The organism is Pricia sp. (genome assembly GCF_041745955.1).
In the GTDB taxonomy this organism is placed as follows: domain Bacteria; phylum Bacteroidota; class Bacteroidia; order Flavobacteriales; family Flavobacteriaceae; genus Pricia.
This window is the reverse complement of the sequence record NZ_JBGTHY010000075.1, coordinates 1-23420: the sequence shown is the minus strand read 5'-3', so window position 1 is coordinate 23420 and position 23420 is coordinate 1. Positions and strand designations below refer to the sequence as shown.

Below are 23420 nucleotides of genomic sequence, written 5' to 3'. Positions count from 1 at the left end.
GATTGTATCGACCCGGCATGACGGCTACTGAAAGTACACCAGCATCTGTACCGTTTCTTCGGCATCGGGCACATGGCCGCCGCCAAAAGTTTTTCCATTAAGATGGTAGAGAACTGGAATCACAAGGGCAACTTCATCGGTAAGAATACAGGAAGTATGCTCAAGTGTAGCCTCGATCTTACCATTGGCATCGGCCACCAATGCATTGCCTGAACCATTGGAAGGCCCGATAGGCGGATTGGTAAAATTCACAAAGTCGTTCGCGAAATCGATGCTCTCGCCCACTTTTCTGGTTTTGTTGAGATAGGCCAGCCAAAAGGTGTATGTACCATTGGGAATCATGCCCTCCAACGAAATCTCAACGGTCGAGGAATTGCCATTGCAATGTACCAGTAGATTCCCTTTCGCCGTTTGAAATTCGGATAAGCTCACTTGATGGCCATCGGGAGCCTTGATCTCGTTTAACTGACCTACCGGAGCATCAAAAATATTTTTCGCGAAGAGGGGTTCGTTGGGATCCGTGGGTGTATTGCCGTCCTTGTCCACGATTTCTTCCAACAACTGTACCTTCCCAAAGTTTAGGTGTGCTTCCACGATTTTGGGTTTGATCACAAAATCGACCGTTGCCGACTGGTTGGCTTGTACATTGGCCGAGGCGGGATTTGCCGAGACTACTTCCGTCGATAGTGGAGGAACAAGGGTAACCTCATACGTTCCGATGCCATCGGTCTTTTTTTCGTAAAAGCCTTCGGCATTGGTGGCCCTTTCCAGTTGGTCGCTTCCATTGATGATTTTTACCAATGCGCTGGGATACGGATTCCCCTGTTCATCTTTTACCGTTCCTTTTACCGTTCCGGTACCTTGGGGCAGATTTGGATCTTGTTGGGGTTCATCCTTGCTGCAACTTATCAAGGCCATGGCTATTAACCATGTTGCGATACCCCACATTAAGTACAATAGGATATTTACATGTTTATCCATCTTGGTCTTTGAGATATTTTCAAGGTTTTTTGTTGCTTCCATGATTTCTAGTTTTTAGGTAAATACTTATTTATCCGTTTTTTTAGGGGGATTTTTAAGTTTCGAAAATTAGGGGATTCGGTATGCCCTTAATCAACAACCCAAAACTAGTTTAGTAATTTTACAATCGCTAATACCTAGGTTCCAGATACTAACAGTATAGTATCAGGGACAAAATCGCAGTTCGGATGATAGATGGCATCCAATACATGATGGACGGAATGGATTGGATTATGAATTGGGGAAAAGTGGGCCGCAGACGGTTGCGGCGGGCAGTAATAAAAGGTTTAATGTGAAAATTTGAAGATGTATTGGTTTGGAGATTTGAAAAACGAAAATCCTAAACCAATTTTGGAAATTGAATTTTGTTCGTCTTACCTTTTATGTTTTGTTTCCTGTTCCCAATACGAAGAAGGCGCCACCCCATACAGTTCCTTAAAGCATTTGGCAAAATAGGAGAGATTGTTAAAGCCCACCTTGTAGGCGATCTGTGTAACGCTGTCCGCCTTTTGTGCTAGCAGTTGCGCGGCCCTTTTCAGCCGGAAGTTGCGCAGCAGCTCGCCTGGCGCCTCATTGGTCAAGGCCTTCAATTTTCTGTGCAATTGGGTCTTGCTCATGGCCAGTGCCTTTTGCATTTGGGGAACGCCAAAGTTTGGATCGGAAAAATGGGCTTCGAGCAGCTCCAGTAGTTGCTCCAGAAATTTTTGGTCAATGGAAGTTACCGTAACTTTTTTCGGTGCTACATTGACCTCCCTATTTGAAAAAAGTTCCCTAAGTTTCCGACGCTGCCCAATCAGGTTTTTGATTCTGACTAAGAGTTCCTTACCATCAAAAGGCTTGGTCAAATAATCATCGGCTCCCGTTTCCAGACCTTCGATCTTATTTTTCATACCCGCCTTGGCGGTCAACATGATGACTGGAATATGACTGGTATGCACATCGGTCTTTAGCTTTTTGCAGAGTTCTATACCGTCCATTTTGGGCATCATGAGGTCGGTGATGATCAGATCCGGGGGGTCGGCGATCGCTTTTTGCAGTCCGATCTGCCCGTTGACCGCTTCCTTTACCTTATATGACTTTATGAGATAGGCCTTGATAAAATGCCGCATGTCGCTGTTGTCCTCCACCAACAAAATATTCGGTACAATTCTTTTGTCCGTTTTGCTGAGCTCGAAAGGCTTGTTTTTAAGTTTGAAATTATCAAGAGTCTCAATTACCTCCGCTTTCCTAGATCGTGTCTTTATCTCTTGGATCGGCAATTGTACGGTAAATAAAGCGCCCTTGCCCATTTCGCTGGAAACGGTAATGGTACCGTCCATAAGTTCAACCAGGTCCTTGGAGAGCGAAAGTCCTATTCCCGAACCTTCCTTTTCTTTCGTATTGCCAGTATCGACCTGATAAAAGCGATCAAAGATAAAGGGGAGCATTTCCTCCGGAATTCCTTTTCCCGAGTCGGATACCTGAATTTGAAGGCCATATTCGGTGTATTCCGAACTAAAGGCGATTTCCGAACCGTTCTCCGTGAACTTAAAGGCATTGCCCAAAAGATTATAGACGATGTTCTCCAATTTGTCCCTATCAAAGGAAGCCCAGAGCAAGGTCTGGGGAATCTGCACCCGATAATCCATATCGCGCTGTGCGGCGTGGGAGTTGAAGGATGATGCGGCGGCCCGTAGGCATTTGTAAACATCGCCCTCGGTGGGTGCCAATTTCAGGCTGCCCTCATCGATTTTTGAAAGGGCCAACAATTGGTTGACCATGTTGAGCAAACGGTTGGCATTCCGCCGTATCATCTTCACGGTTTCCAGGTTCAATGTTTCGGTAAAGTTCTGCTCCAACTGTTCTATAGGGCCTTTGATCAGGGTAAGCGGGGTACGGAACTCATGGGAGATGTTAGCGAAGAACCGCGATTTTGCCTTGTCGAGTTCCTGGAGCTTTTCCGCCTGAATCCTTAGTTGGTTCGCCTGATGTTGTACTTCGGAAGTCCGTAACATGATCAATTTTTCAAGGGCCTCGTTTTTGGCCTTCAACTGTCGGGAACGCCATCGGAGAATTATCCAAAGAAAACTTATAAATAGCAGCATGTATGAAAAATAGGCCCACCAAGTGCGGTACCATGGGGGAAGGATTTGAAAATCAAAAATACCTGGCTCACTTATTTTTCCAGACACATCATGGGCTCGTACCATAAACTGGTAATCGCCCTCGGAAATATTGGTATATTCCTTTTGTGTGCCCACGGTCCACCCGGACCATTCTTTGTCGAAACCTTTTAGAAAATACTGATAACTGTTGCCAGATCTGTTCTCAAATAGGGGCGTGGCAAATTGGAATCTCAATCCATTGTTGGAATAGGCAAGTATGGGCTTTTTTTCTTGGATGCCTATTCCACCAAATATTACGGAATCTTGCCCTACCTGCACTTTTCTAATATAGGTTTTAAATGGGGGATTATGGGTTGGCGCTTTACTCAGATTGTACTTTACAACTTCCTCCGCACCCAACCATAGGCTATTCCTACTGTCCCAAAATACCTCATCATTATCTTTAAATCGTTCATCATGCAGTTGTTCTACGGTGTACTCTTTCGTTTCGGTATTCTTAAAAGCTGAAAATCTATACGATTTTCCGTTATGGGGGTTTGACTTGAGTAAAATGTGCCTAGCATCGCTTTGAACGGCCAATGGATACACATCCAAGGAATCCAATCCAAATCTTTTTCCGAATTGCATCGGTTTAAAAAAGGTTTTTTTTCCGGGATCGAATAGGAACAACCGTCCAATTTCGGAATTGGCGGTAACCCATAACTGACCATCGAGGGCGTAGACCTTGTTCCATCCATCGGGCAAACCCTTCTGTTTGTTGAAACGACGGATCACCATGTTTTCAGGTTCTCCGCTCCATATCGTATCGAGGGCTTCGGAAAACTCGATCCCAAGGGTCCCTTCTAACCGCGTCCCCAACCAAAGCATCCCGTTTTTATCTTCGGTAACGGATATAGGCTCTTCATGGATTTGGGGAAAGTGGCTTTCATTTTGCCATTCACCCTGAGAAAAGTACAGGGTTGAAAGCCCTTCTTTGTGCCCGATGAATATTCTGCTGGGATCCATTTGGGATCGGTATGAGACAACTCCCTTTATGTTGTTTATCTTTTTTACGGCATCATCTTTTATAAGCAGCGTTCCGTCATCCGTAAGAACGATTAGCGATGATTCAGCCGACAACAATGACGTGCAGCCACTGTTTATCGTTTCTATGCGGACAAATTTATAGGATCCGGCGATCGACGAAAATTCCCCTCTAAAAAGACCGGCATAGGTTGCTACATACAATGTGCCCTTATGCCTAATAATGGCATCTACCGTTCCTTCAATTCCTAATTTTTCGTCAAAAAAAGTGTAGGGCTGCAAGTGTTCGATATAGGAAATTCCCGTTTGGAGGGACAACCATAACCCATTTCTATTATCGAGGCAGATACCATAGACCTCGTCGTTGAGCAAGCCGTTCTTTACCGTTAAGGTCCTGATCTCATTACCGTTTTTATCCATAAAAATCAGGCCGCCCCGTAAGGTGGCGAAGGCATAGGTCGAATCGGGTAATCGTATTCCATTGTGTAGGCGATTATTTACGATGTAATCGTCTATTTCGCTATGAAACCTTTTGACCGAAGTTCCATCATAGAGAAATAGGCCCGCATCCCTTGTGCCCAGCAGTAGGCTATGGTCCTCAAATGGAAGCATCGAGTAAACACGCAGATCCTTGAAAATATCGCCATCGGGAATTAATTGGAGCGAATTGTCGATTAATTGATACAACCCTTTATCGTACAATCTAAAAAATAGGTCCTCACCGACCTGAAATCCCGTATGTATCCTTTCCGAATTCGGAACAATTTGAAAATTATCGTTTTTCCAAAGATAAATGGTGTCTCCACCCCGGAACACAATGCCATCGCGGACTGCGAATACGTTCCATACACTTGCAGTTAATGGATGGGTCGGTGGAATCTTGTTCTTCAGGGATTTAAATTGGAGAAAACCCAATGAATCAGGTTCCAGATAGCCTAATTCCCGATCGGCCCCTACCCACTTAACGTTGTTCGCATCAACAGCAATTGTCCGCACCGCATTGGAACCGGCAAGGGGTATGAACCTCCAAGACTCTCCGTCATACTGAAGGATTCCATCGCCATTACTGGCGTAGATAAACCCGTAGTTGTCTTGTGTGATGGCCCAGTTTTGCATGTGGCCTTGGTAATCGTCAGGCCCATAATTTTGGATATAGGGATTTCCCAATTCGATACTATCTACCTTAGACTGCGAGCACAGCAAGGAAGTGAGAAATAATAAAGGGGGGAGAAGCAAGTGTTTCATCTCCAAAATATTAACTATACAAGATACTTAATTTTTAATTACCAATACGCCAACAATGATACTTAAGAATGAAGTTGTATCGCTAACACTGTAGTTCCAAATTGTAAGAGATTAGGCGCTGTTAAGGCAAACATAAATCGGCGTTTAATGCCCCCGGTACTCAAACCAACTTCGTTTAAGGTCATAGAAAAGTTCTTTTGCGTCAATTAAAGAATTCGCTAAATACTGCAAATGCCTATCTTTAAAAATCGTAAAATCTAATACAAAGCACCATGGAAAAAGACAAAAACAAAATCGAGAAAGGAAAACAGAGCATCGGCGAAAAGGCCATTAATCACAAAGAAACGGACGGCAAAAAGATAAATTATCAGGAAAAGCAACGACAGGAGAAACATCAGCCAAGGGACAATGCCTGAATAAAGCCTTTACATTAGGCCTTTTCTCACAAATTCTATCAACATTGTCCTTCAAAAAAAACGGCTCGAAACCGGTTTTTTTCTGTTGCTAATTTATAAAATGGTCGTTACACGGCCATTGCGGAGGCACCTTGATGTTCTTGATACGACTTCGGACTGCAATTGTATTTGTTCTTGAATATTTTGGAAAAATAACTTCTACTGGTCAGGGCGATACTGTAAACAATTTCATAAATGTTCAGATCGGTCGTTTTTATGAGATGTTCCGGGGCCAACATTCGAATGTGTCTGATGTAATGTGTTATGGTCATGCCGTGTATAGCCTTGAAGCCCTCCTGCAATTTGGCCGATGAGAGTCCTGATCGTAAACGGACGGATTTAATGGTATATTCCCGATCCGGAAAGTTCTGTATGAATTCCGACAAATCTTTTATCATTTCCATTTCCCTAAGACTTCAACCATTGGTGATTCATGATCCACGGTTTAATCGATAGGAATAGAACGACAGCTATAAAAAATAGGCCACCCGTTACCAAAGCCACTGAAATCAGGCCATTAATACCTAAAACAGAAAATATCAGAACCAGATTACCTATACCGATAAAAACAATCGTGGCTATGATCAATCCGTTTTTTTTGTCCATGGTGGTGTTTCCGTTCCGGTGGGCTAATATCGATTCATCTTTTATTGCTTTCATAATGCTGTTTGATTGGATATGTTCAGAAAAGAACACAGGTTTATTTTCACGCCTACAAATATCATGGAAAAGACATGCCCTGCTCTTATACAATTGCAGGTTTGCCTATCATAATTTTCGGATTCTTGCCCATAAAAAAACCGAAAGGGTTACCATCGGTCTTCAATCGGTGCGTTGCACACCCTACTGTTTGAGTTAGCTTATCCATTTACAATAAAAGCATGTATAACCCCGGGAATCCATCCGATCAAGGTCAAAACGATGCTGATAAGCAAGGTTGTGCCGACACCATGTTTCATAAAAACGGCCAAAGGCGGTAAAAGAATGTTGAGAATAATAGTTAAAATTGACATAGATTACTATTTATTGAACCCCGATGGGCCCATAGATTAATACTGAATCTCGGCTAATAATTGTTTTTTGCCAAAGCTCCGTTTAAATGGACGCATCGGTTGACCTTAAAAGTGAAATTCTTGACCTTAAAAGTGTTTATGGTATTTCTTGGGGATGCCAAGGACGTAATCAGAAGGAAGATAAATTGTAAATGGCGTCCCATTTTCGATATTGACAGGCTTGCCGTTCAAAGCGATCGAATTAATACCTCCGATTCACCGGGTTCATATCCGCAATAGAAAATTTTCCTTGGCGAGCCTAGAGGTATGATACTGCCAGTTCATTTCTATAACCTTGGCAATGGCCTCCTTTAGTTTATCGAAATTATTGGGCTTGCTGATATAGACGTTAGCCCCGCTGATAAAGGTTTCATCAATATCCCGCTCGGAAGAGGAGGTGGAATAGATAGCTATGGTTATATCGCTAAAGATAGAATCGCCCCTGATTTCCTTCAGACATTCCATCCCGGTTTTGACCGGCATGTTCAAATCTAGGAATATCAATTCGGGCAACCGATGATTTGGCGAATTCAAGTAATCTATCAGCTCTTGCCCGTTGTTGAAAATGGATAGCTCGGTATTGATCCTTAGGTTTTCCATGGCATTTCTAAAAAGCAAACGATCATCTGCATCGTCATCGGCCAAGGCAATATATAAGGTATTCTCGCTCATTCAGATTTATATTACGGATTTTTCGAGGACTATACGCCGTTCCTTCCTTTTTCTGACCAATCTCTGAAAGTTGGAAGGAGTCAATCCTGTGGTTTTCTTGAACTGGGCCGAAAGATGTGAAGAGCTACTGTAATTCAGTTTATGGGCAATCTCGGAAAACGAAAGTTTATTTTCGATAATCAATTTTTTGGCATAATCGATCTTGGTCAGGATGATAAAATTTTCAATGGAAACCAAAGTGGTCTGCGAAAAAACATTGGAAAGATGGGTATACGAATAGTTCAGTTTCCCGGCCAAATAAGTCGATGTCTTATAGCGATGGGCCTCTTTGTCATTATATATCATGTGAATGATGGTTTCCTTGACCTGATGTGCGAGTTTGGCCTTGGTATCGTCTACAATAAATATGCCTACGTTCTCTAGCGCGTCGGCGAGTTCCTGTTCTTTATCTTTAGAGAGGTCGTCCGTTAACTTGACCTCCCCAATGCCGGATAGTGTATACTCCAGTCCGAAGCTATCCAATTGTTTTTTGAGCACCTGCTTGCAGATGGCGTTGACATCGAATTTGACATATATATTCATATTTATTTAAGGCATGGTTGTTTAAGAATAGAATAGGGTATTCGTGACACCCCAAACATACTATTGCGTAAAATAGGATTTTTGACAAAAACACAGTAACTCATTCAATCCTTTAAATAAGCCTAAAAAAACATTAGGGAATTTACCCAGAATGGCTTTAGGGTCAAAAAATAATCCATTACCCTTAAAGGAATGTTGGCTAGCGTCCTAATTTCGCCACCAAGGTATGGGTAAAACGTTTATGCGTAAATGTTTGTTACCTGAAAAAAGAATCGGTCATCTGAATAAACCGAAAAACCGGTCAAGAAAAACAATTGAACACTCAAATAAATGATTATGGAACCAGTAGTTAACAAATTTAACGAAAACGAAGGTGGTGGAAGGCTGTCCCGAATATCATGGGGCGCAATTGTCGCGGGCGCAATCACGGCATTGGCCGTAGCTTTTTTATTAAATATTTTGGGCCTGGGCATAGGCCTGGCAACCATTGATCCCCTGTCAGAGGCTGATCCATTAGACGGTCTGGGTACGGGTACCGCCATTTGGTGGGCCGTTTCCAATTTTGCGGCCCTTTTTATAGGCGGCATGGTCGCGGCGCGTATGTCGGGGCTGCCCTCTAACGTTGACGGGGCTTTGCACGGCTTTTTGGCCTGGGCATTGTATTCCCTCGTTACCGTATATTTTGTGTCCTCTTCCATTGGCGGAATCGTCAACGGAATTGCCGGGGCGGCATCCGGACTTTTCGGTGGAGACAACTCCAAACAGATAACCGTACAGTTGGACGATGCCAAAAATCAGGCACAGGACAAAGCACAGACCTCGTACGAAGGCATTAAAAAACAGGTGTTCAAGGCCATCAATGCCGGGGAACGCTTTAACGTGCTGCCGGAAGACGCCTCTGCAGAGGCACGCGACCTCTTACAAGAGTCAAAAAAAGATTTCAAACAGCTTAACCTAGAAGACAATCTGGAAAGCTTTTTCAACGATGTTTCCTTCGATATCGACGATAATGGGGATTTGGACGTTAGTGTAGACGGCGATAAGGACTTTTTCGACAAGGCCGCCTTGAAGGACTATTTGACCAAAAACACGGAACTCGACGATCAAGAGATCAACGGCATGATCAACAAATGGGAGAAAAACGTGCAGGAAGCGGTCACCAAGGCCGAAAATCTGTATGCCAAGGCGAAAAAGAAAGCCGTGGTAGCTGCCGATAAGACGGCCGAAGCGGTTTCCACTTTTAGCTTTATCGCTTTTATTGTTTTCCTTTTAGGTGCCGGTGCGGGTGTCTTTGGTGGAGCCACAGGGTCTCCGGAATATACCAAGCTCAGGGAGGCACGGATTAAAAAAACGTAAACGCAAGAGAAAATTCCAAACTAAAGGATAGCTTCCACCACTTTTCAACGATTTCCAAACGGAAGAATGGGATAAAATGGTCGATGTGAATATCAAAGGGGTGCTCAACGGAGTTGCAGCGGTACTGCCTACCCTTATCGAAAATAAGAGCGGTCATATTATAAACGTGTCTTCCAGTGCGGCGCACAACTATTTTCCCGGTGGGGCGGTCTATTGTGCCACAAAGGCCGCAGTTAAAATGTTCTCGGAAGGACTACGCCAGGAACTCGCACCAAAGTACGGCATAAACGTTACCTGGATCGAGCCCGAGGCGGTCTCCACGGAATTGATGGATAGCATAACGGATGAAGATATTAAAGAGGAAATGAAGGAAATGCAAAAAATGACTTTCTTGGAGGCCGAGGATGTCGCCGAGGCTATTCATTATGCCCTGGCACAGCCGGCACGGGAGAACATAAACGATGTGTTTATTATGCCAACGGAATAACAGCGTTAACCAAAATTATTCACAATGGAGAAGGAAACAAAATGGACTGCAAACGATAGTTCCCCGGTCGATACCAAGCAAAAGGATGGAATCGGTGTACGAAATCAGACAACGAATTCTTCGGGGTCAAGATTTCCCCTAGTTACGATTATTGCCATTGTAATGTTGTTGGCGATTGTCGGATTTTTTCTCTTACTATAGGCGTATACTGTCGCGCCGCTAAACATTATCAGCGTTTAAAATTCCATGAACGACTCTAATCCTTTCGATGATTTTCTAACTATCATAGTCTTTCTCTCTCGGTATTCTTCGGATTCCTATTCGAAGGTGCGAATTTGCGAATTCTTTTAATCTGCCGGGCCAGTTTTCTAGGTGCTTCCATAGGGATCAATGGCCTAATTGGCCCAAGGCTATGACGGACGGACGTTTTAGGTAAGGCAATACCTCTTGATGGATGGCAGTCGGTTCGATAACCGGGTCTTGGTTGAAATTTGAACTGCGAACAAATGCAAACAAAATAGATATATCGGGCGCCTATGCCAACTCGCTCGGAAGGCATGAAAAGTAAAAATCAGGCATGGCAAATAGTAGAGGGTTCCAGTGCGTTTGCTTTTGGGTCAAAAATTGACGCACTAGAGCCGATGGGTATTGTAATATAAAACTAGCTTTCGATTCCTTAATCATAAAATTAGAAAATCATGGGCCAGATAAAAGAAAAAATGGAAACCGAGTGAATAGCACTAAGTAAATAGGACCAACACTGTCGAAGATCCATAACCCTCCCATAAAACTCAAATACTATGAAATCAAAATTATTAGGAATCGCCGCGGCACTGGTCAAGGGCCGCAAGTTTACCTTGGCACTGGTCGGCGCCCAATTTGCTTATCTGGGCTTCAGATATCTTAAGGAAAGAAAGCAAAAGAAGCTCAAGAAGTAGAGTGGACTTGGAATATTCTTAAAGTATGAATTTATTCTTGAACAAAAATTTCATCGACAATTTCTAATGAAACACTACAAGCTATGGGCAACAAAAAGCAGGAAACCGCAAAGACAAAAGACTTAAAAAAGTATCAAATGGATCCCGAAGGGAAACCGTTGACCACGCGTCAAGGACTCAAGGTCAACGACACGAACAATTCATTAAAAGCGGGACCCCGGGGCTCGACCCTGTTGGAGGATTTTTTGCTTCGGGAGAAAATCACGAGCTTCGACCATGAACGTATTCCAGAGCGCATCGTACATGCCCGGGGCAGCGGCGCACATGGTTATTTTGAACTCTACGATAGCATTCCCGAATTTTCAAAGGCCGGTATTTTCACGGATACCGAACGGACGACCCCCGTTTTTGTGCGGTTCTCGACCGTCGCAGGCTCAAAGGGTTCTACGGACCTGGCCAGGGACGTTCGGGGGTTCGCCGTGAAATTCTATACCGAGGAGGGTACCTGGGATCTGGTCGGCAACAACATGCCGATCTTCTTTATCCAAGATGCCATGAAGTTTCCCGACCTGATCCATGCCGTAAAGCCGGAGCCGAACAACGAAATTCCGCAGGCGGCCTCCGCGCACGACACTTTTTACGACTTTATATCGTTGACGCCGGAAACCCTGCACAACCACATCTGGGTGATGAGCGATAGGGGCATCCCCAGAAGTTTGAGAATGATGGAGGGTTTTGGCATCCATTCCTACCGCTTGATAAACGACAAGGGCGAGGCGCATTTCGTGAAATTCCATTGGAAGCCCGTTTTGGGCGTACATTCCGTCACTTGGGACGAGGCGGTAAAAATTAGCGGTGCGGATTCCGATTTCCACCGGCGCGACCTTTGGGACGCTATCGAGTCGGGACAGTTCCCAGAATGGGAATTAGGTCTACAGATCATTCCCGAAGCGGACGAGCACAAATTCGATTTCGACCTGTTGGATGCCACCAAGCTGGTGCCCGAGGAAATGGTGCCCGTAAAAATCATCGGTAAAATGACGCTAAACCGGAATCCCGAAAACTTTTTTGCAGAAACCGAACAGGTCGCCTTCTTGCCCGGTAATATCGTACCGGGCATCGACTTTTCGAACGATCCGTTATTGCAGGGGCGTATCTTTTCGTACCGCGATACCCAAACTTCGCGATTGGGCAGTACCAATTTCCATCAGATTCCCATTAACAGGCCTTTGGTGGAAACGCACCATAACCAGCGCGATGGGCACATGCAGATGAACATTCCCAAAGGACAAACGGCCTATTTCCCGAATACCTTGGGCGGTGGTTGTCCGCATCTGTCCAAAGTAGCGGATGGCGCCTTCTCCTCCTATGAAGAACGTATCGATGCGAAAAAAGTCCGTACCCGTAGTGAAAGTTTTGTCGACTTTTTTTCCCAGCCCGCCCTTTTCTATAGAAGCCTGGCCGTTTGGGAAAAAAGCCATGTGGCGGCGGCCTATTCCTTTGAACTCGGCAAGTGTAAGCACGAACACATTCAAAAGCGCATGCTGTGGATGGTGGCGCAGATCGATGAAGATCTGGCCGAAAAAGTCGCCAAAAATATAGGGCTGAAAGTCCCTAGTGAAATCGAGCGACCTATCAATCAGGCCATCGGCGCCGACGCCGATGTGGAGGCCTTTCAGCCCGGGGCCAAAAAGAATTATTTAGACGAGTCGCCAGCGCTGAGTCAGGCCAATACCAAATTCGAGACCATCGCCACCCGTCAGATAGCTGTGCTGGCCGGTGACGGATTCAGTATGGATGATTTCAAACCTATGAAAGCTGCTTTGGAAAAAGAGAATGCCATGGTCAAAATCGTTGCGCCCCATGGGGACACCATTACATGTGATACCGATATGGAACATGAAGTGGATGCCGCCATCGAAACCACCGAAAGTGTTCTGTACGACGCGGTTTACATTCCCGGAGGGCAGGCCTCCATCGATGCGCTTCTGGAAAATGCCAAGTTCCAAAAATTTATCAACGAAGCCCTCAAACACTGCAAGGCCATAGCAGCGGACGGCGAAGCGGAAAAATTGTTGGATAAGACTTATGTAAAGGACTTTAAGGACGGCGACGCGGCCATTTGCATCAATGCGGATCCCAAGGACTTTGTCAAGGCCATTGCCCAACACCGGAATTGGGAGCGTATGGAAGAGGCCAACAAAATACCGGTTTAAGCTAAGCTTCCCACTTTATAAGCGATACAGCTAATTTTTAGTCCGATTGGCACCGTACATCACCGGATTCCCGACTACTTTAGATGGAATTATTAACTTCAAAAAAGAATACCTATCATGAAAAATTTACAGGAACTTTTCGAACACCAAATAAAAGATCTTTACAGCGCGGAAACACAATTGATAGCGGCCTTGCCGAAAATGGCGGAAAATGCTTCCGATTCCAAATTACAGAAAGCCTTTACGGACCATTTGGAGGAAACCAAGCAGCAAAAAACCAGATTAAAGGAAATCTGCGACGAACTCGATATCAAACCGGGCGGGGAAAAATGTAAGGCCATGGAAGGGCTGATCAAAGAGGCCGAAGGTTTTATCGACGAAGCGGAAACCGATGAGGTGATGGACGCCGGCCTTATCGCCGAGGCCCAGCGCGTCGAACACTATGAAATTTCCGGTTACGGTACGGCCGTACGCTTTGCCAAAGAACTCGGTCATTCGGACATAGCCAAAAAACTCCAGAAAACGTTGGACGAGGAGTACGATGCCGACAACAAGCTGGACAAGCTGGCAGAGGGGCGCCTCAACAAAAAGGCCAAGGCATAAGCGAATAGTATTGGCACCTTATCCCATGTCACGAAAGCACCCCGATAACGGGTGCTTTTTCTTTATCGAAAGATTGACAGATGCCGAACCCTAATGGGTCATCAATTAACCCGATAAAAACCATCCTACTTCAACAATTTCTCTATCTTCGGTATCCATAAAAATATCAAGTCCGATATATTTCCGGCTTGCCTTGACCCCTTATTGACGAACCTAAATGAAAAAGACTATGGAAAAAGGAACGACGACCGATAATAAGCCCAAAAAGCGGACAAAGCCTTCAAAACATCTGCCGCAGCCCAACATTGTTCACCAGCTCAAAAAGTTGGTATCCAACGAGAGGGACCTGACCGAAATTGTGTGCCTGACCTCGTACCCGCCCCGGGAGTGTGGCATCGCCACGTATTCCAAGGATCTGGAACGGGCGCTTACCGATACCTTCGGGGAGGCTTTCAAATTGACAACCGTACCCTTGGAATCGGGAACCTCCAAGCATCGGTATCCCGAGGTGATAGCGGAGACCCTGAACACCGATTCCGCCCTCGATTTTCTGCAAGCGGCCTATCGTATCAATGCCGACCGCAAAGTTGGGCTGGTCATGATACAGCATGAATTCGGACTTTTTCAAAATAACGGGCATTCGTTCCATGAATTTTTGGAATATTTGGATAAACCGGTCGTAGTCACCTTTCACACGGTTCTGCCCGATCCGACCCCCGAATTGAAACAGAAGGTATCCACGATCGCTTCCCGTTCCGCCGCAATTATCGTGATGACCCGCACTTCCGCCGATGTGTTGACCAAGCAGTACGATATCTCTCCCGACAAGATAAGCGTCGTCGCCCATGGCACCCATTTGATCGAATATGAGGATAAAGACAACTTAAAGGAAAGATATGGTCTGGAGGGAAGAACGGTACTTTCCACTTTTGGATTGCTTGGGCCGGGCAAAAGCATAGAGACCAGCTTGGATGCACTTCCCGAGATTATCGATCGGCATCCCGAAGTTATATTTTTGATCATAGGTAAAACGCACCCCACCCTAGTGAAAGAAAAAGGGGAGGGGTACAGGCACTTCCTGGAAGAAAAGGTCGAGACGCTGGGCCTGGTCGATCACATCCGCTTTATCGATGAATTTGTGCCACTCGATGATCTATTGGAATATCTGCAATTGACCGATATTTACCTCTTTACCTCGAAAGACCGCAACCAGGCTGTCAGCGGTACCTTTGCCTATGCCCTGGGTTGCGGGTGTCCCGTAATATCGACGCCGATTCCCCATGCGCTCGAAGTCCTGCAGAACGGTGCCGGAGTCCTCTTCGATTTTGAGGACTCCCACCAATTGCAACACGCGGTCATCGATCTGTTGGAGGATGATAAGGCCCGTGCCAAAATGAGTCTCGACGGAATGCGTACCGCTTCCGCTACGGCCTGGGAAAATTCGGCCATCGCCCATGCGAGGATTTTTGAAAACGTCTTGCAGGGGTCGTTGCCCTTACAATACAAAAAACCGCCGATCGACCTGAAACATCTCAAAAGGATGACTACCGACATGGGCGTTATCCAATTTTCGAAAATCAACCATCCCGATATCGAAAGCGGCTATACTTTGGACGACAATGCCCGGGCCTTGGTCGCAATGTGCCAACATTACGAATTGACCGGGAACGGCGCGGACCTGCCCTATATAAAGACCTATTTCGATTTTGTCTTTTCCTGTTTTCGTCCGGATGGCACATTTTTGAACTATGTGGACAAGGAACAGCGGTTTACGGACCAAAACGGCAGCGTCAATCTAGAGGATGCGTGCGGTCGGGCCTTATGGGCCCTAGGCTATCTGCTTTCCATTTCGGACCGTTTCCCTGGAAAATACCAACATATCATTGAAAAGGCCAAATTCGTTTTCCAACATGCCTTACAGGCGGTGGACGATTTCCGTTCGCCGCGCGCTACGGCCTTTATCATCAAGGGACTCTATTTTTACAATCAATCGGAAGGAAGGGAATGTATCAATACGGTCGTCGAGAAATATGCCGATCGATTGAAGGCCCAATACGATAGCGAATCTGACGAAGATTGGCACTGGTTCGAGGGCTATCTGACCTATGGCAACAGCGTGCTGCCCCAGTCGATGCTGATGGCCTATGTGATGACCCTGCATCCGGGATATCGCAAGGTAGCGAAGAGATCCTTCGATTTTCTGCTGTCCAAAATTTTTGATGGCGATATGATCCGGGTCATTTCAAATAGGGACTGGCATATGCGCGACGCAAAATTGGATGACGGGTTCCAGGGCGGGGAGCAGCCCATCGATGTAGCCTACACCATTTTGGCCCTGCGCCTTTTCCACAAGATTTTCCCCCAAGAGGGATATGATACGCTCATGGAAACTGCGTTTGCCTGGTTTTTGGGCAAAAATCCACTACACCAGACCATCTACAACCCCTGTACGGGCGGATGTTACGACGGGCTTGAACGGCACAACGTCAACCTGAACCAAGGCGCGGAATCGACCATCAGCTATCTCTTGGCACGGATGGCCTTCGAAAATTTCGACCTTTCATGAAAATCGCCCTATTGTCGCCCATCGCCTGGCGTACGCCCCCACGGCAATATGGACCTTGGGAACAAGTTGCCTCCACCATTGCGGAGGGATTGGTGGCCAAGGGCCATGATGTAAGCCTGTTCGCCACCGGCGACTCGCAGACCTCCGGAACCCTGGAGGCCATCTGTCCAAAGCCCTACGGGGAGGACGATACAATCGACCCCAAGGTCTGGGAAAGTCTGCACATCGGTAATTTGATGGAAAAGGCGGAAAATTTTGATATCATCCACAACCATTACGACTTTCTTCCCCTGACCTATTCCCGGCTGATCGATACCCCGATGGTCACGACCATCCATGGTTTTTCTTCGGAACAGATCATTCCAGTGTATAAAAAGTACAATCCCACATCGACCTATATTTCGATCTCGAATGCGGACCGGCATCCCGATCTGGATTATCACCGTACCATTTACCACGGTATCGATTCCACAAAATTCCAATTGAACAATCACAAGGAAAATTATTTGCTGTTCTATGGAAGGATCCATCCCGATAAGGGAACGCTAGAGGCTATCGGAATTGCGAAAAAGACGGGATATCCCCTCAAGATAGCGGGACTGGTCCAAGACCAAGAGTATTACAGCAGTGCTATCGAACCTCGCATCGACGGTGAGAACGTCATCTATTTGGGAAATGTAGGCCCGACCGAAGGAAACGAACTCTTGGGAAATGCCAAGGCCCTATTGCATCCCATTTTGTTCGACGAACCCTTTGGGTTGAGCGTTGCGGAGGCCATGATGTGCGGCACGCCCGTAATCGCCTTTAACAGGGGAAGTATGCCCGAACTCATCGAAGATGGTAACACCGGTTTTTTGGTCGATACGGTCTCGGAAGCTGTTGAAGTAGTACAGCGACTGAACGAACTGGATCCCAACTATTGCCGGGCGTATGCTATGGAGAAATTTAGTATCGATAACATGGTAGCGGAATATATTGAAGTTTATAAGGATGTTATTGCATAAAAAAAATTAAAGAATAGTATACTGGGCACATGGGTTTTACGGATTACCAATGGCCATTGATCAACTCTAAACCAACAGTAACCTTCCTATTTCTTTAAGGCCTGCATCAGTTCATCCATTTCCACAGTGGCGTAGGAAGACGAATAGTCCGACACCGCATAGGGCAAGACCAGACTCCCGTTATTGATCATCGACCCGCAGGAATAGACTACGTTGGGCACATAGCCCTCGCGCTCTTCCTCCAAGGGCGAAAGCAGGGGTTGCGACAATCTTCCGATTTCCGTGGTGGGATCGTCTAGATCGAACAGGGATGCCCCGATACAGTAGCGGCGCATGGGGCCGACGCCGTGGGTGATGACCAACCAGCCTTCTTCCGTCCAGAGCGGTGCGCCGCAATTTCCTATTTGGGTAAATTCCCACGGATGTTTTGGCTCCTGTATTTTGATTGCCTCGTTCCAGAGCGTGTTGCGATCGGAATACATCAGGTAGTTGTTTACGCCGTCCACTCTGGCTAGTACCGCATATTTTCCGTTGATCTTTTTTGGGAAAAGGGCAAAATTCTTGTTCTGTGCCGCCTTGCCGTGCATGGGCATTATACGGAACGTGCTAAAATCTTCCGTTGATAATAATTTTGGCAAAATGGTATGGCCATCGTAGGCGGTATAAGTTGCATATATCTTCGTCGAACCATCGTCTTCGGTAAACCGCACGAACCTGGCGTCTTCGATGCCTTTGCTTTCCGATGGGGAAATCGGAAAAATGACACGTTCGGAAATATCGGAATCCCGACTGAACTCGATATCGTAATACGAATCGACCAACCAGGTCATCTCTTCGAGAGCCAAACGGTTATCGTTGCTGATACCATTGCCCAATACCTTATCTACCGCTGCTTTCAATTCATGATATTCAAAATGGTCCGGTAAATCGTCCATAATCGTTCTTGAATACCGTGGCGATATTTTCATCTCCTGCAACTTTTGAACGAACCGCCCTTTATCGTAGGATTTTTTCCGGACGATCTTGGCCATATCGATATGGTTTCGGGTTTTGTTCGGATGAAAATCGTTGTTGGCATCGAGGATACCCCGACGAAAAACGATGGACGATAAATGTCCCTCGCCCGTGGCCCTAAAAGAAATGATCACCCGCTTTTCACCCTTCGCCAAAAAGGATTGGTCGAAATCCTCTATAATAGAGGGATTGAACATCGCAGCCGACTCTATGGAATATTCCATCGTCGCATACGAGCCGATCAGCAGTTTTTCTTCATGGGTAAAACTACTAGCGTCCATTTCCAAATTTTCTATGAGTTTCTTATGGTTTTTGAAATGGTTGAGAAATATTTGGGAAATATTCCGGTGGCGGCCTGCAAACTCCCGCAACGTATGTTCCAACACCCGATGTACCTCGTCCTCATTCAAAGCGACGACCCGTTTGATCAGTTCGTGGGTACGCTTTTCGCCATTGTTAAAGAACCGGGCGACGACCCTACTGCTATCGGGTAAAAATTGAATATCTTTTCGTTGGACTGAAACGTGCATATTTTGAGGGTTTGGTGCGCTGAATTAGTTGCTGAAATACATTTTGGGGAAAATCGAAAATTGCCTGCATTAAAAATAAGCTTATTTCAATTCCGGAACGGAGTAGAAGACCAAATTATTGCATGCAAGATATGAAAAAAGACCACATTCTTGGAATTCGGTCTTTTAACAAGGTAAAGTTCTTAGGCGTGGTATACCGGTTGCAGAGGTTCAAAATCGATTAGGAATAGCTATTCCATGAGTCCTATAAATGCCAATCCTAGGCCCCGGCAATTTCATCCATCGCCGGATAATTCCTTTAGGGTTACGATTTGTTCTGTTATCGAACTTCAAGAACGTGATCCGCCCGTACCTTGCGCGCATGGCTAGAATGCCAATAATGATGATAATGAAAGTGACAAATATTCTTGAATTGAAGAGCGACACCGATATACTCTCCAATCCGTTCGACCGTCCGGCGCATGCGAACGCCTTTTTCGACGTGGGCACCCATGATGAAGGGGAAGCCACCGATCTGGTGTCCCGACATTTGAACGCCCTGACCGATTTTATAGGGCAGGGCGGCTACCCCTCTATCGGGGCACAGGCCTCCGTCAATAGTAAGCAAATCCGTATGGGCGTTTTCGGAATTATGGCGGATGCCGATACCGTTTCAAATTTGGCATAGGCACTGTTCGAATACCTGCAGTCGGCCAAGGAGAGCAAAAGTCAGTAGCTCAGCTACATTGCGGTATTCCCGGAGGATGAATGAAGACTTCTCCGATAGTTTTGGTGGCGATGCCTTTTTTTTTGGTAGGCCTTCACCCCAAAGCCAGCAGAAAGGCTCGGCGGTTTCACGTACCGGCCATTGCGTTCAATTTGCACAGCCAGTTCGAACAGCTCCGTAAAAAAGGACGTTATGAAATTATGAAAAATGCCATCCGGCAGAACGAAATGGAATTTCAAGGTTCGATCAACCCTATGCTCCCAGACCACGGAAAAGATCTGGAAGCCCGGCAATATTCCGGTAGAAATGTAACCGATACATGGGTCTGTCCCTTTAAACATAACTAAAATGAATACAATAGAACCACAATCCGGAACAGGTTTTGAAATAAAGAAGGGAGACTATCTAAAAGTAGTCTGCCCCGAAGGCGAGCAGGTCGCCGACCTTATGGCCTACCGGCACAACGATATGACCGAGGTTTTGAGCAACGGCAAGACCTTCGATTACGAAGAGAGCATCTATCTGACCACCGGCAACATCCTGTACAGCAATAAAAGCAAAGAGATGCTAGAAATCGTACTTGACACCTGCGGCCGGCACGATTTTCTATTGGCGCCCTGTTGCCCCGATACGTTCAAAAAACTATATGACAACGTGACCGAGCATCCCAGCTGCCGGAACAATCTGTACGAAAGCTTAAAAGATTACGGCGTCGAGGCGCATACCATTCCCACGGCGTTCAACATTTTTATGAAAGTGGATGTCAACAAGGAAGGCAAAATACAAGTAAAAAGGCCCCAGGCCAAGGCCGGCGATCAAATAGTGTTTAGAGCGCACATGGATATGGTCATCGCCCTGACCACATGCTCCGCCGAAAAGACGAACAACGGCACCCTGAAACCCATCGATTATCAGGTGCTGACCTTGGAGGAATTTACAAAAGAAAACCAGATGCGGCAGAAAAGCTAGTGTCGCGCCTTTAAAAAATCAATACCATGGAAGAAGATTATTATGGAATACCTATTACAGGTGAGTTTTGGTCTATCGTTGTTTCCACAACGACCCCCTGTTGGTAATGGACGGCGAAAACATCCTGCACGAAAACTTAAAAAAGACCCATCTCACCGAGGGCGACCTTTGCGCCATTTGGTAAGGTACTAGAAAATAGTATCCACCCAAGATTATTTTTATGAAAGACCATTTACTGATTTTAGCGGGGATCGGAATCATCTTCTTGCTTATGGCCTGGCTACCGGCCATCTCGAACAAAATCCGTATTTCTTACCCCGTGATTTTATTGAGTATCGGAGTACTCTTATTTCTGGCAGGCTTTCCGATCCAATGGCCGGATCCTTTCTGGTCGAATTCCAAGATCAAGACCCTTAGCGAGGTCATCGTGGTCATCTCCCTGATGGCCGCGGGCCTGAAAATTCCGAAACACGAAAATTTGAAATTCTGGCGCATTCCGTTTCGTTTTATCGTTATAGCCATGCCCCTGACCATGATCGGTTTTTACTTTCTGGGCACGGAACTTTTGGGATTATCCTTGATGAGCGCCCTGCTGTTGGCGGCCGTTCTGGCCCCGACCGATCCCGTGCTGGCCGCAGAGGTGCAGCTTGAAAATATCGAGGAACAGAATGGCGAAGGCCTGGAATCGGAATTCGCCCTTACCGCCGAAGCGGGACTTAACGATGGTCTGGCCTTTCCGTTTACCGTGCTGGGGGTAATGGTCATACAGGCCGGTTCATGGGAAGCGTTTGATCTTTCCCTCTGGTTCTGGGACGATTTTCTGCTACGTGTAAGTTTAGGCGTACTCTTCGGATTTATATTTTCAAAGGGCGTACTAATAGCCCACAAATGGCTCTGCGACCGGTTCGACATTATCACCCACGACGGACTTCTGGCCTTTGCCCTGGCCATCAGCGTCTATTCGATTACGGAGCTGGTGCACGGCTACGGTTTTCTTGCCGTATTCGTGTCCGGTCTGGTCTTGAAGAACAGTGATCATATACGACAAGGCTACAAGGAGAAATTACATAATTTTGTGGATGAGTTCGAAAGGCTGTTGTTGGTCATATGGATATTGCTTTTCGGAGGCAGCATTATGAACGGCCTGCTGAGCATCTCTGGATGGGACGGGTTGCTATATGCACTGCTCGGCATCTTTGTCGTTCGACCGATCGCAGGTCTTGTAAGCTTGATCGGGCATCCTATTTCCATACGGGAAAAGTTGATGGTCAGTTTTTTCGGGATCCGCGGTATCGGGTCCCTGTTCTATCTGGCATGGGCCTTGATTGAAATCGGGGACTATGAAGATAGCAGTATGCTCTACAGTATTGTGGGGGTGGTCATGCTGACCTCGATCGTGGTGCATGGTATCAGTGCTCCCTATATCTTTAAGAAACAAAAAGAAATTAGTTGAAGTTTATTACACAGTGCCTCGCCGACCTCAAGAACAAAATAGGGCCTATCAAGACACATTCTCTCTTTCGCAACCTGCCCTATCTAGGTTGTTCAACAGGCAATATCACATGAAATGTGGCGCCTTGGCCCTCTTCCGAAACCGTATAGATGGCCCCATGGTGGTTCTCGACGATTTTTTTGACGAGCGAGAGGCCGATACCACTGCCCTTCTGGTTGCGCGATTCGCGCAGGCGTTGGAAGATAAGGAATATCTGCTCTTGGTATTTGGGGTTGAAACCGATGCCGTTATCGCTTATAATGATCTCACAATAGTCCATCTTGGGCGAAAGCGCCGGATACTTCGCAATATCCTTTCTTGCAAAGGCGCGTGACGACACCTTGACTATCGGTGCCACGCCCTCGTTAGAAAACTTGAGCGCATTGCCGATCAGGTTGCCCAGCAACTGGTTCATCTGAATGGGTATGGCCTCTATTTCCGGCAGCTGCCCGATATCGACCTTGGCCTGTTTTTCTTTTATAAGCAGTTCGAAATCGGTCATAATTTCCCTCGTAATCTTACTGAGATCAGTCGGCTCGAACAGTTCACCATGGTGTGCCACGCGGGAGTAGTCGAGCAGCCCTTTGATCAGGCCGGACATGCGCTCCGCCGAAGATGCTATTTTTTTTAGGGTGGCATTATTCTCCAGAAGGTTGTCTTTTCCGTTCAATAAAAGATCCGAAAAGATCATGATTTTCCGCAGCGGCTCTTGCAGGTCATGGCTGGCCACATGTACGTACCGGTCTAATTGCTCATTGGTCTTCTTCAGCTCGGCAATAATTTTTTTGTAGCCGTCCGTCATCTTTCTTTCGGTAATGTCTTCCATGGACAACAGGATCAGCTTTTCGGAATCCGTATTGTGTACGATTTCCTGGGCATTGAAAATAAACGACTTTTGCTTTCCCGAAGGGAAATCGATGATAATCTCTTCGTCAACGACCCGTTCTTTTTCGGGAAGCACTTTATGTAAAAGGTTGCGCAGTTGATAATTGTTCCACAGCTGCTGCTGCATGTCGAAAAAGGACTTGCCCTCGATTTGGGCCTCGACCACATCGAATTTTTTGTAGAAGGCCGCGTTGGCGATCTGCACCCGATAACCGCTTTCCAGCACGAGAAGGGGTTCACGCAGGTTGGCAATGATGGCCTCGAGATAGTTCAGGGTACGGTTCAGCTCGCGCTGTTTCTCCATTAGCTCGCGATTGACGATGATAAGCTCTTCATTGGTCGATTGCAGTTCTTCTTTCGAGGTCTCCAGTTCTTCGTTCAGGCTCTGCATCTCTTCGTTGCCGCTCAGCAGTTCTTCGTTGGCGCTCTGTAGTTCTTCGTTGGAAGTCTCTTGGTCTTCGCTGATGCGGCCCATGTCTTCCCGGGCCTGTTCGAGTTCC

General features: G+C 46.3%; 21 protein-coding genes and 1 pseudogene. 13 read left to right on the top strand and 9 right to left on the bottom strand.

Annotated features, from left to right (window positions below):
* Positions 1-24: 24 nt before the first annotated feature.
* Positions 25-1023: a carboxypeptidase-like regulatory domain-containing protein gene (locus tag ACEW8S_RS02360; RefSeq protein WP_373516581.1), complete on the bottom strand. Its 999-nt coding sequence runs from the start codon at positions 1021-1023 to the stop codon at positions 25-27.
* Between the two features lie 371 nt (positions 1024-1394).
* Positions 1395-5393: a response regulator gene (locus tag ACEW8S_RS02355; protein ID WP_373516580.1), complete on the bottom strand. Its 3999-nt coding sequence runs from the start codon at positions 5391-5393 to the stop codon at positions 1395-1397.
* Positions 5394-5665: 272 nt separating this feature from the next.
* Between ACEW8S_RS02355 and ACEW8S_RS02350 the strand changes: the two genes are divergently transcribed.
* A complete protein-coding gene (locus ACEW8S_RS02350) occupies positions 5666-5809 on the top strand; it encodes a hypothetical protein (RefSeq protein WP_373516579.1) in 144 nt (47 codons plus the stop codon).
* Positions 5810-5916: 107 nt separating this feature from the next.
* Here ACEW8S_RS02350 and ACEW8S_RS02345 read toward each other — a convergent pair whose 3' ends face one another.
* The 5 genes from ACEW8S_RS02345 to ACEW8S_RS02325 all read right to left on the bottom strand — a co-directional run bounded on the left by ACEW8S_RS02345 (position 5917) and on the right by ACEW8S_RS02325 (position 8154).
* Positions 5917-6252, bottom strand: a complete 336-nt coding sequence (locus ACEW8S_RS02345) for a helix-turn-helix transcriptional regulator (RefSeq protein WP_373516578.1) — start codon at positions 6250-6252, stop codon at positions 5917-5919.
* Positions 6253-6256: 4 nt separating this feature from the next.
* Positions 6257-6508 carry a hypothetical protein gene (locus tag ACEW8S_RS02340; protein WP_373516577.1) on the bottom strand — a complete coding sequence of 84 codons (252 nt, stop codon included), beginning with the start codon at positions 6506-6508 and terminating at the stop codon, positions 6257-6259.
* A 200-nt stretch (positions 6509-6708) separates the two neighbouring features.
* Entirely contained in the window at positions 6709-6861 is a 153-nt protein-coding gene (locus ACEW8S_RS02335; RefSeq protein ID WP_373516576.1) for a YqaE/Pmp3 family membrane protein, read from the bottom strand.
* Between the two features lie 264 nt (positions 6862-7125).
* Entirely contained in the window at positions 7126-7572 is a 447-nt protein-coding gene (locus ACEW8S_RS02330; protein WP_373516575.1) for a response regulator, read from the bottom strand.
* A 6-nt stretch (positions 7573-7578) separates the two neighbouring features.
* Positions 7579-8154: a helix-turn-helix domain-containing protein gene (locus ACEW8S_RS02325; RefSeq protein ID WP_373516574.1), complete on the bottom strand. Its 576-nt coding sequence runs from the start codon at positions 8152-8154 to the stop codon at positions 7579-7581.
* 336 nt (positions 8155-8490) lie between these two features.
* Here ACEW8S_RS02325 and ACEW8S_RS02320 point away from each other — a divergent pair, with 336 nt between their 5' ends.
* The 8 genes and pseudogenes from ACEW8S_RS02320 to ACEW8S_RS02285 all read left to right on the top strand — a co-directional run bounded on the left by ACEW8S_RS02320 (position 8491) and on the right by ACEW8S_RS02285 (position 17324).
* A complete protein-coding gene (locus ACEW8S_RS02320) occupies positions 8491-9510 on the top strand; it encodes a hypothetical protein (protein ID WP_373516573.1) in 1020 nt (339 codons plus the stop codon).
* A 55-nt stretch (positions 9511-9565) separates the two neighbouring features.
* Positions 9566-9997: pseudogene (locus ACEW8S_RS02315) on the top strand (SDR family oxidoreductase); the annotation flags it as partial.
* A gap of 24 nt (positions 9998-10021) precedes the next feature.
* Positions 10022-10198 (top strand): hypothetical protein, encoded by a 177-nt coding sequence (locus tag ACEW8S_RS02310; protein WP_373516572.1) that lies wholly within the window; start codon positions 10022-10024, stop codon positions 10196-10198.
* A 599-nt stretch (positions 10199-10797) separates the two neighbouring features.
* Positions 10798-10935 carry a hypothetical protein gene (locus tag ACEW8S_RS02305; protein WP_373516571.1) on the top strand — a complete coding sequence of 46 codons (138 nt, stop codon included), beginning with the start codon at positions 10798-10800 and terminating at the stop codon, positions 10933-10935.
* Between the two features lie 83 nt (positions 10936-11018).
* Positions 11019-13151 carry a catalase gene (locus tag ACEW8S_RS02300; protein WP_373516570.1) on the top strand — a complete coding sequence of 711 codons (2133 nt, stop codon included), beginning with the start codon at positions 11019-11021 and terminating at the stop codon, positions 13149-13151.
* 117 nt (positions 13152-13268) lie between these two features.
* Positions 13269-13754: a ferritin-like domain-containing protein gene (locus ACEW8S_RS02295; protein ID WP_373516569.1), complete on the top strand. Its 486-nt coding sequence runs from the start codon at positions 13269-13271 to the stop codon at positions 13752-13754.
* Positions 13755-13983: 229 nt separating this feature from the next.
* Entirely contained in the window at positions 13984-16320 is a 2337-nt protein-coding gene (locus ACEW8S_RS02290; protein WP_373516568.1) for a glycosyltransferase, read from the top strand.
* Positions 16317-17324, top strand: a complete 1008-nt coding sequence (locus tag ACEW8S_RS02285; RefSeq protein WP_373516567.1) for a glycosyltransferase family 4 protein — start codon at positions 16317-16319, stop codon at positions 17322-17324. Before ACEW8S_RS02290 ends, ACEW8S_RS02285 begins: the two co-directional genes overlap by 4 nt.
* Positions 17325-17410: 86 nt before the next feature.
* Here the strand turns inward: ACEW8S_RS02285 and ACEW8S_RS02280 are convergent, their stop codons facing one another.
* Positions 17411-18868, bottom strand: a complete 1458-nt coding sequence (locus ACEW8S_RS02280; RefSeq protein WP_373516566.1) for a glycoside hydrolase family 130 protein — start codon at positions 18866-18868, stop codon at positions 17411-17413.
* Between the two features lie 388 nt (positions 18869-19256).
* Here ACEW8S_RS02280 and ACEW8S_RS02275 point away from each other — a divergent pair, with 388 nt between their 5' ends.
* The 4 genes from ACEW8S_RS02275 (at position 19257) to ACEW8S_RS02260 (ending at position 21996) form a co-directional block, all read left to right on the top strand.
* Positions 19257-19535: a hypothetical protein gene (locus ACEW8S_RS02275; protein WP_373516565.1), complete on the top strand. Its 279-nt coding sequence runs from the start codon at positions 19257-19259 to the stop codon at positions 19533-19535.
* An 80-nt stretch (positions 19536-19615) separates the two neighbouring features.
* Positions 19616-19921, top strand: coding sequence for a YqcI/YcgG family protein (locus ACEW8S_RS02270; protein WP_373516564.1), 306 nt, complete (start codon positions 19616-19618; stop codon positions 19919-19921).
* Position 19922: 1 nt separating this feature from the next.
* On the top strand, positions 19923-20543 hold the full coding sequence (locus ACEW8S_RS02265; protein WP_373516563.1) for a DUF1989 domain-containing protein: 621 nt from the start codon (positions 19923-19925) through the stop codon (positions 20541-20543).
* 220 nt (positions 20544-20763) lie between these two features.
* Positions 20764-21996, top strand: coding sequence for a cation:proton antiporter (locus ACEW8S_RS02260; RefSeq protein WP_373516562.1), 1233 nt, complete (start codon positions 20764-20766; stop codon positions 21994-21996).
* A 79-nt stretch (positions 21997-22075) separates the two neighbouring features.
* Here the strand turns inward: ACEW8S_RS02260 and ACEW8S_RS02255 are convergent.
* Positions 22076-23420 (bottom strand): ATP-binding protein (locus tag ACEW8S_RS02255; protein WP_373516561.1); only part of this gene is annotated, 1345 nt, incomplete at its 5' end.

What these genes read in the sequence shown, in the direction of transcription:
- ACEW8S_RS02360 (WP_373516581.1), bottom strand. Translation starts at nt 1,023, where the DNA reads ATGGAAGCAACAAAAAACCTTGAAAATATCTCAAAGACCAAGATGGAT.
- ACEW8S_RS02355 (WP_373516580.1), bottom strand. Translation starts at nt 5,393, where the DNA reads ATGAAACACTTGCTTCTCCCCCCTTTATTATTTCTCACTTCCTTGCTG.
- ACEW8S_RS02350 (WP_373516579.1), top strand. Translation starts at nt 5,666, where the DNA reads ATGGAAAAAGACAAAAACAAAATCGAGAAAGGAAAACAGAGCATCGGC.
- ACEW8S_RS02345 (WP_373516578.1), bottom strand. Translation starts at nt 6,252, where the DNA reads ATGGAAATGATAAAAGATTTGTCGGAATTCATACAGAACTTTCCGGAT.
- ACEW8S_RS02340 (WP_373516577.1), bottom strand. Translation starts at nt 6,508, where the DNA reads ATGAAAGCAATAAAAGATGAATCGATATTAGCCCACCGGAACGGAAAC.
- ACEW8S_RS02335 (WP_373516576.1), bottom strand. Translation starts at nt 6,861, where the DNA reads ATGTCAATTTTAACTATTATTCTCAACATTCTTTTACCGCCTTTGGCC.
- ACEW8S_RS02330 (WP_373516575.1), bottom strand. Translation starts at nt 7,572, where the DNA reads ATGAGCGAGAATACCTTATATATTGCCTTGGCCGATGACGATGCAGAT.
- ACEW8S_RS02325 (WP_373516574.1), bottom strand. Translation starts at nt 8,154, where the DNA reads ATGAATATATATGTCAAATTCGATGTCAACGCCATCTGCAAGCAGGTG.
- ACEW8S_RS02320 (WP_373516573.1), top strand. Translation starts at nt 8,491, where the DNA reads ATGGAACCAGTAGTTAACAAATTTAACGAAAACGAAGGTGGTGGAAGG.
- ACEW8S_RS02310 (WP_373516572.1), top strand. Translation starts at nt 10,022, where the DNA reads ATGGAGAAGGAAACAAAATGGACTGCAAACGATAGTTCCCCGGTCGAT.
- ACEW8S_RS02305 (WP_373516571.1), top strand. Translation starts at nt 10,798, where the DNA reads ATGAAATCAAAATTATTAGGAATCGCCGCGGCACTGGTCAAGGGCCGC.
- ACEW8S_RS02300 (WP_373516570.1), top strand. Translation starts at nt 11,019, where the DNA reads ATGGGCAACAAAAAGCAGGAAACCGCAAAGACAAAAGACTTAAAAAAG.
- ACEW8S_RS02295 (WP_373516569.1), top strand. Translation starts at nt 13,269, where the DNA reads ATGAAAAATTTACAGGAACTTTTCGAACACCAAATAAAAGATCTTTAC.
- ACEW8S_RS02290 (WP_373516568.1), top strand. Translation starts at nt 13,984, where the DNA reads ATGGAAAAAGGAACGACGACCGATAATAAGCCCAAAAAGCGGACAAAG.
- ACEW8S_RS02285 (WP_373516567.1), top strand. Translation starts at nt 16,317, where the DNA reads ATGAAAATCGCCCTATTGTCGCCCATCGCCTGGCGTACGCCCCCACGG.
- ACEW8S_RS02280 (WP_373516566.1), bottom strand. Translation starts at nt 18,868, where the DNA reads ATGCACGTTTCAGTCCAACGAAAAGATATTCAATTTTTACCCGATAGC.
- ACEW8S_RS02275 (WP_373516565.1), top strand. Translation starts at nt 19,257, where the DNA reads ATGAAAGTGACAAATATTCTTGAATTGAAGAGCGACACCGATATACTC.
- ACEW8S_RS02270 (WP_373516564.1), top strand. Translation starts at nt 19,616, where the DNA reads ATGAAGACTTCTCCGATAGTTTTGGTGGCGATGCCTTTTTTTTTGGTA.
- ACEW8S_RS02265 (WP_373516563.1), top strand. Translation starts at nt 19,923, where the DNA reads ATGAATACAATAGAACCACAATCCGGAACAGGTTTTGAAATAAAGAAG.
- ACEW8S_RS02260 (WP_373516562.1), top strand. Translation starts at nt 20,764, where the DNA reads ATGAAAGACCATTTACTGATTTTAGCGGGGATCGGAATCATCTTCTTG.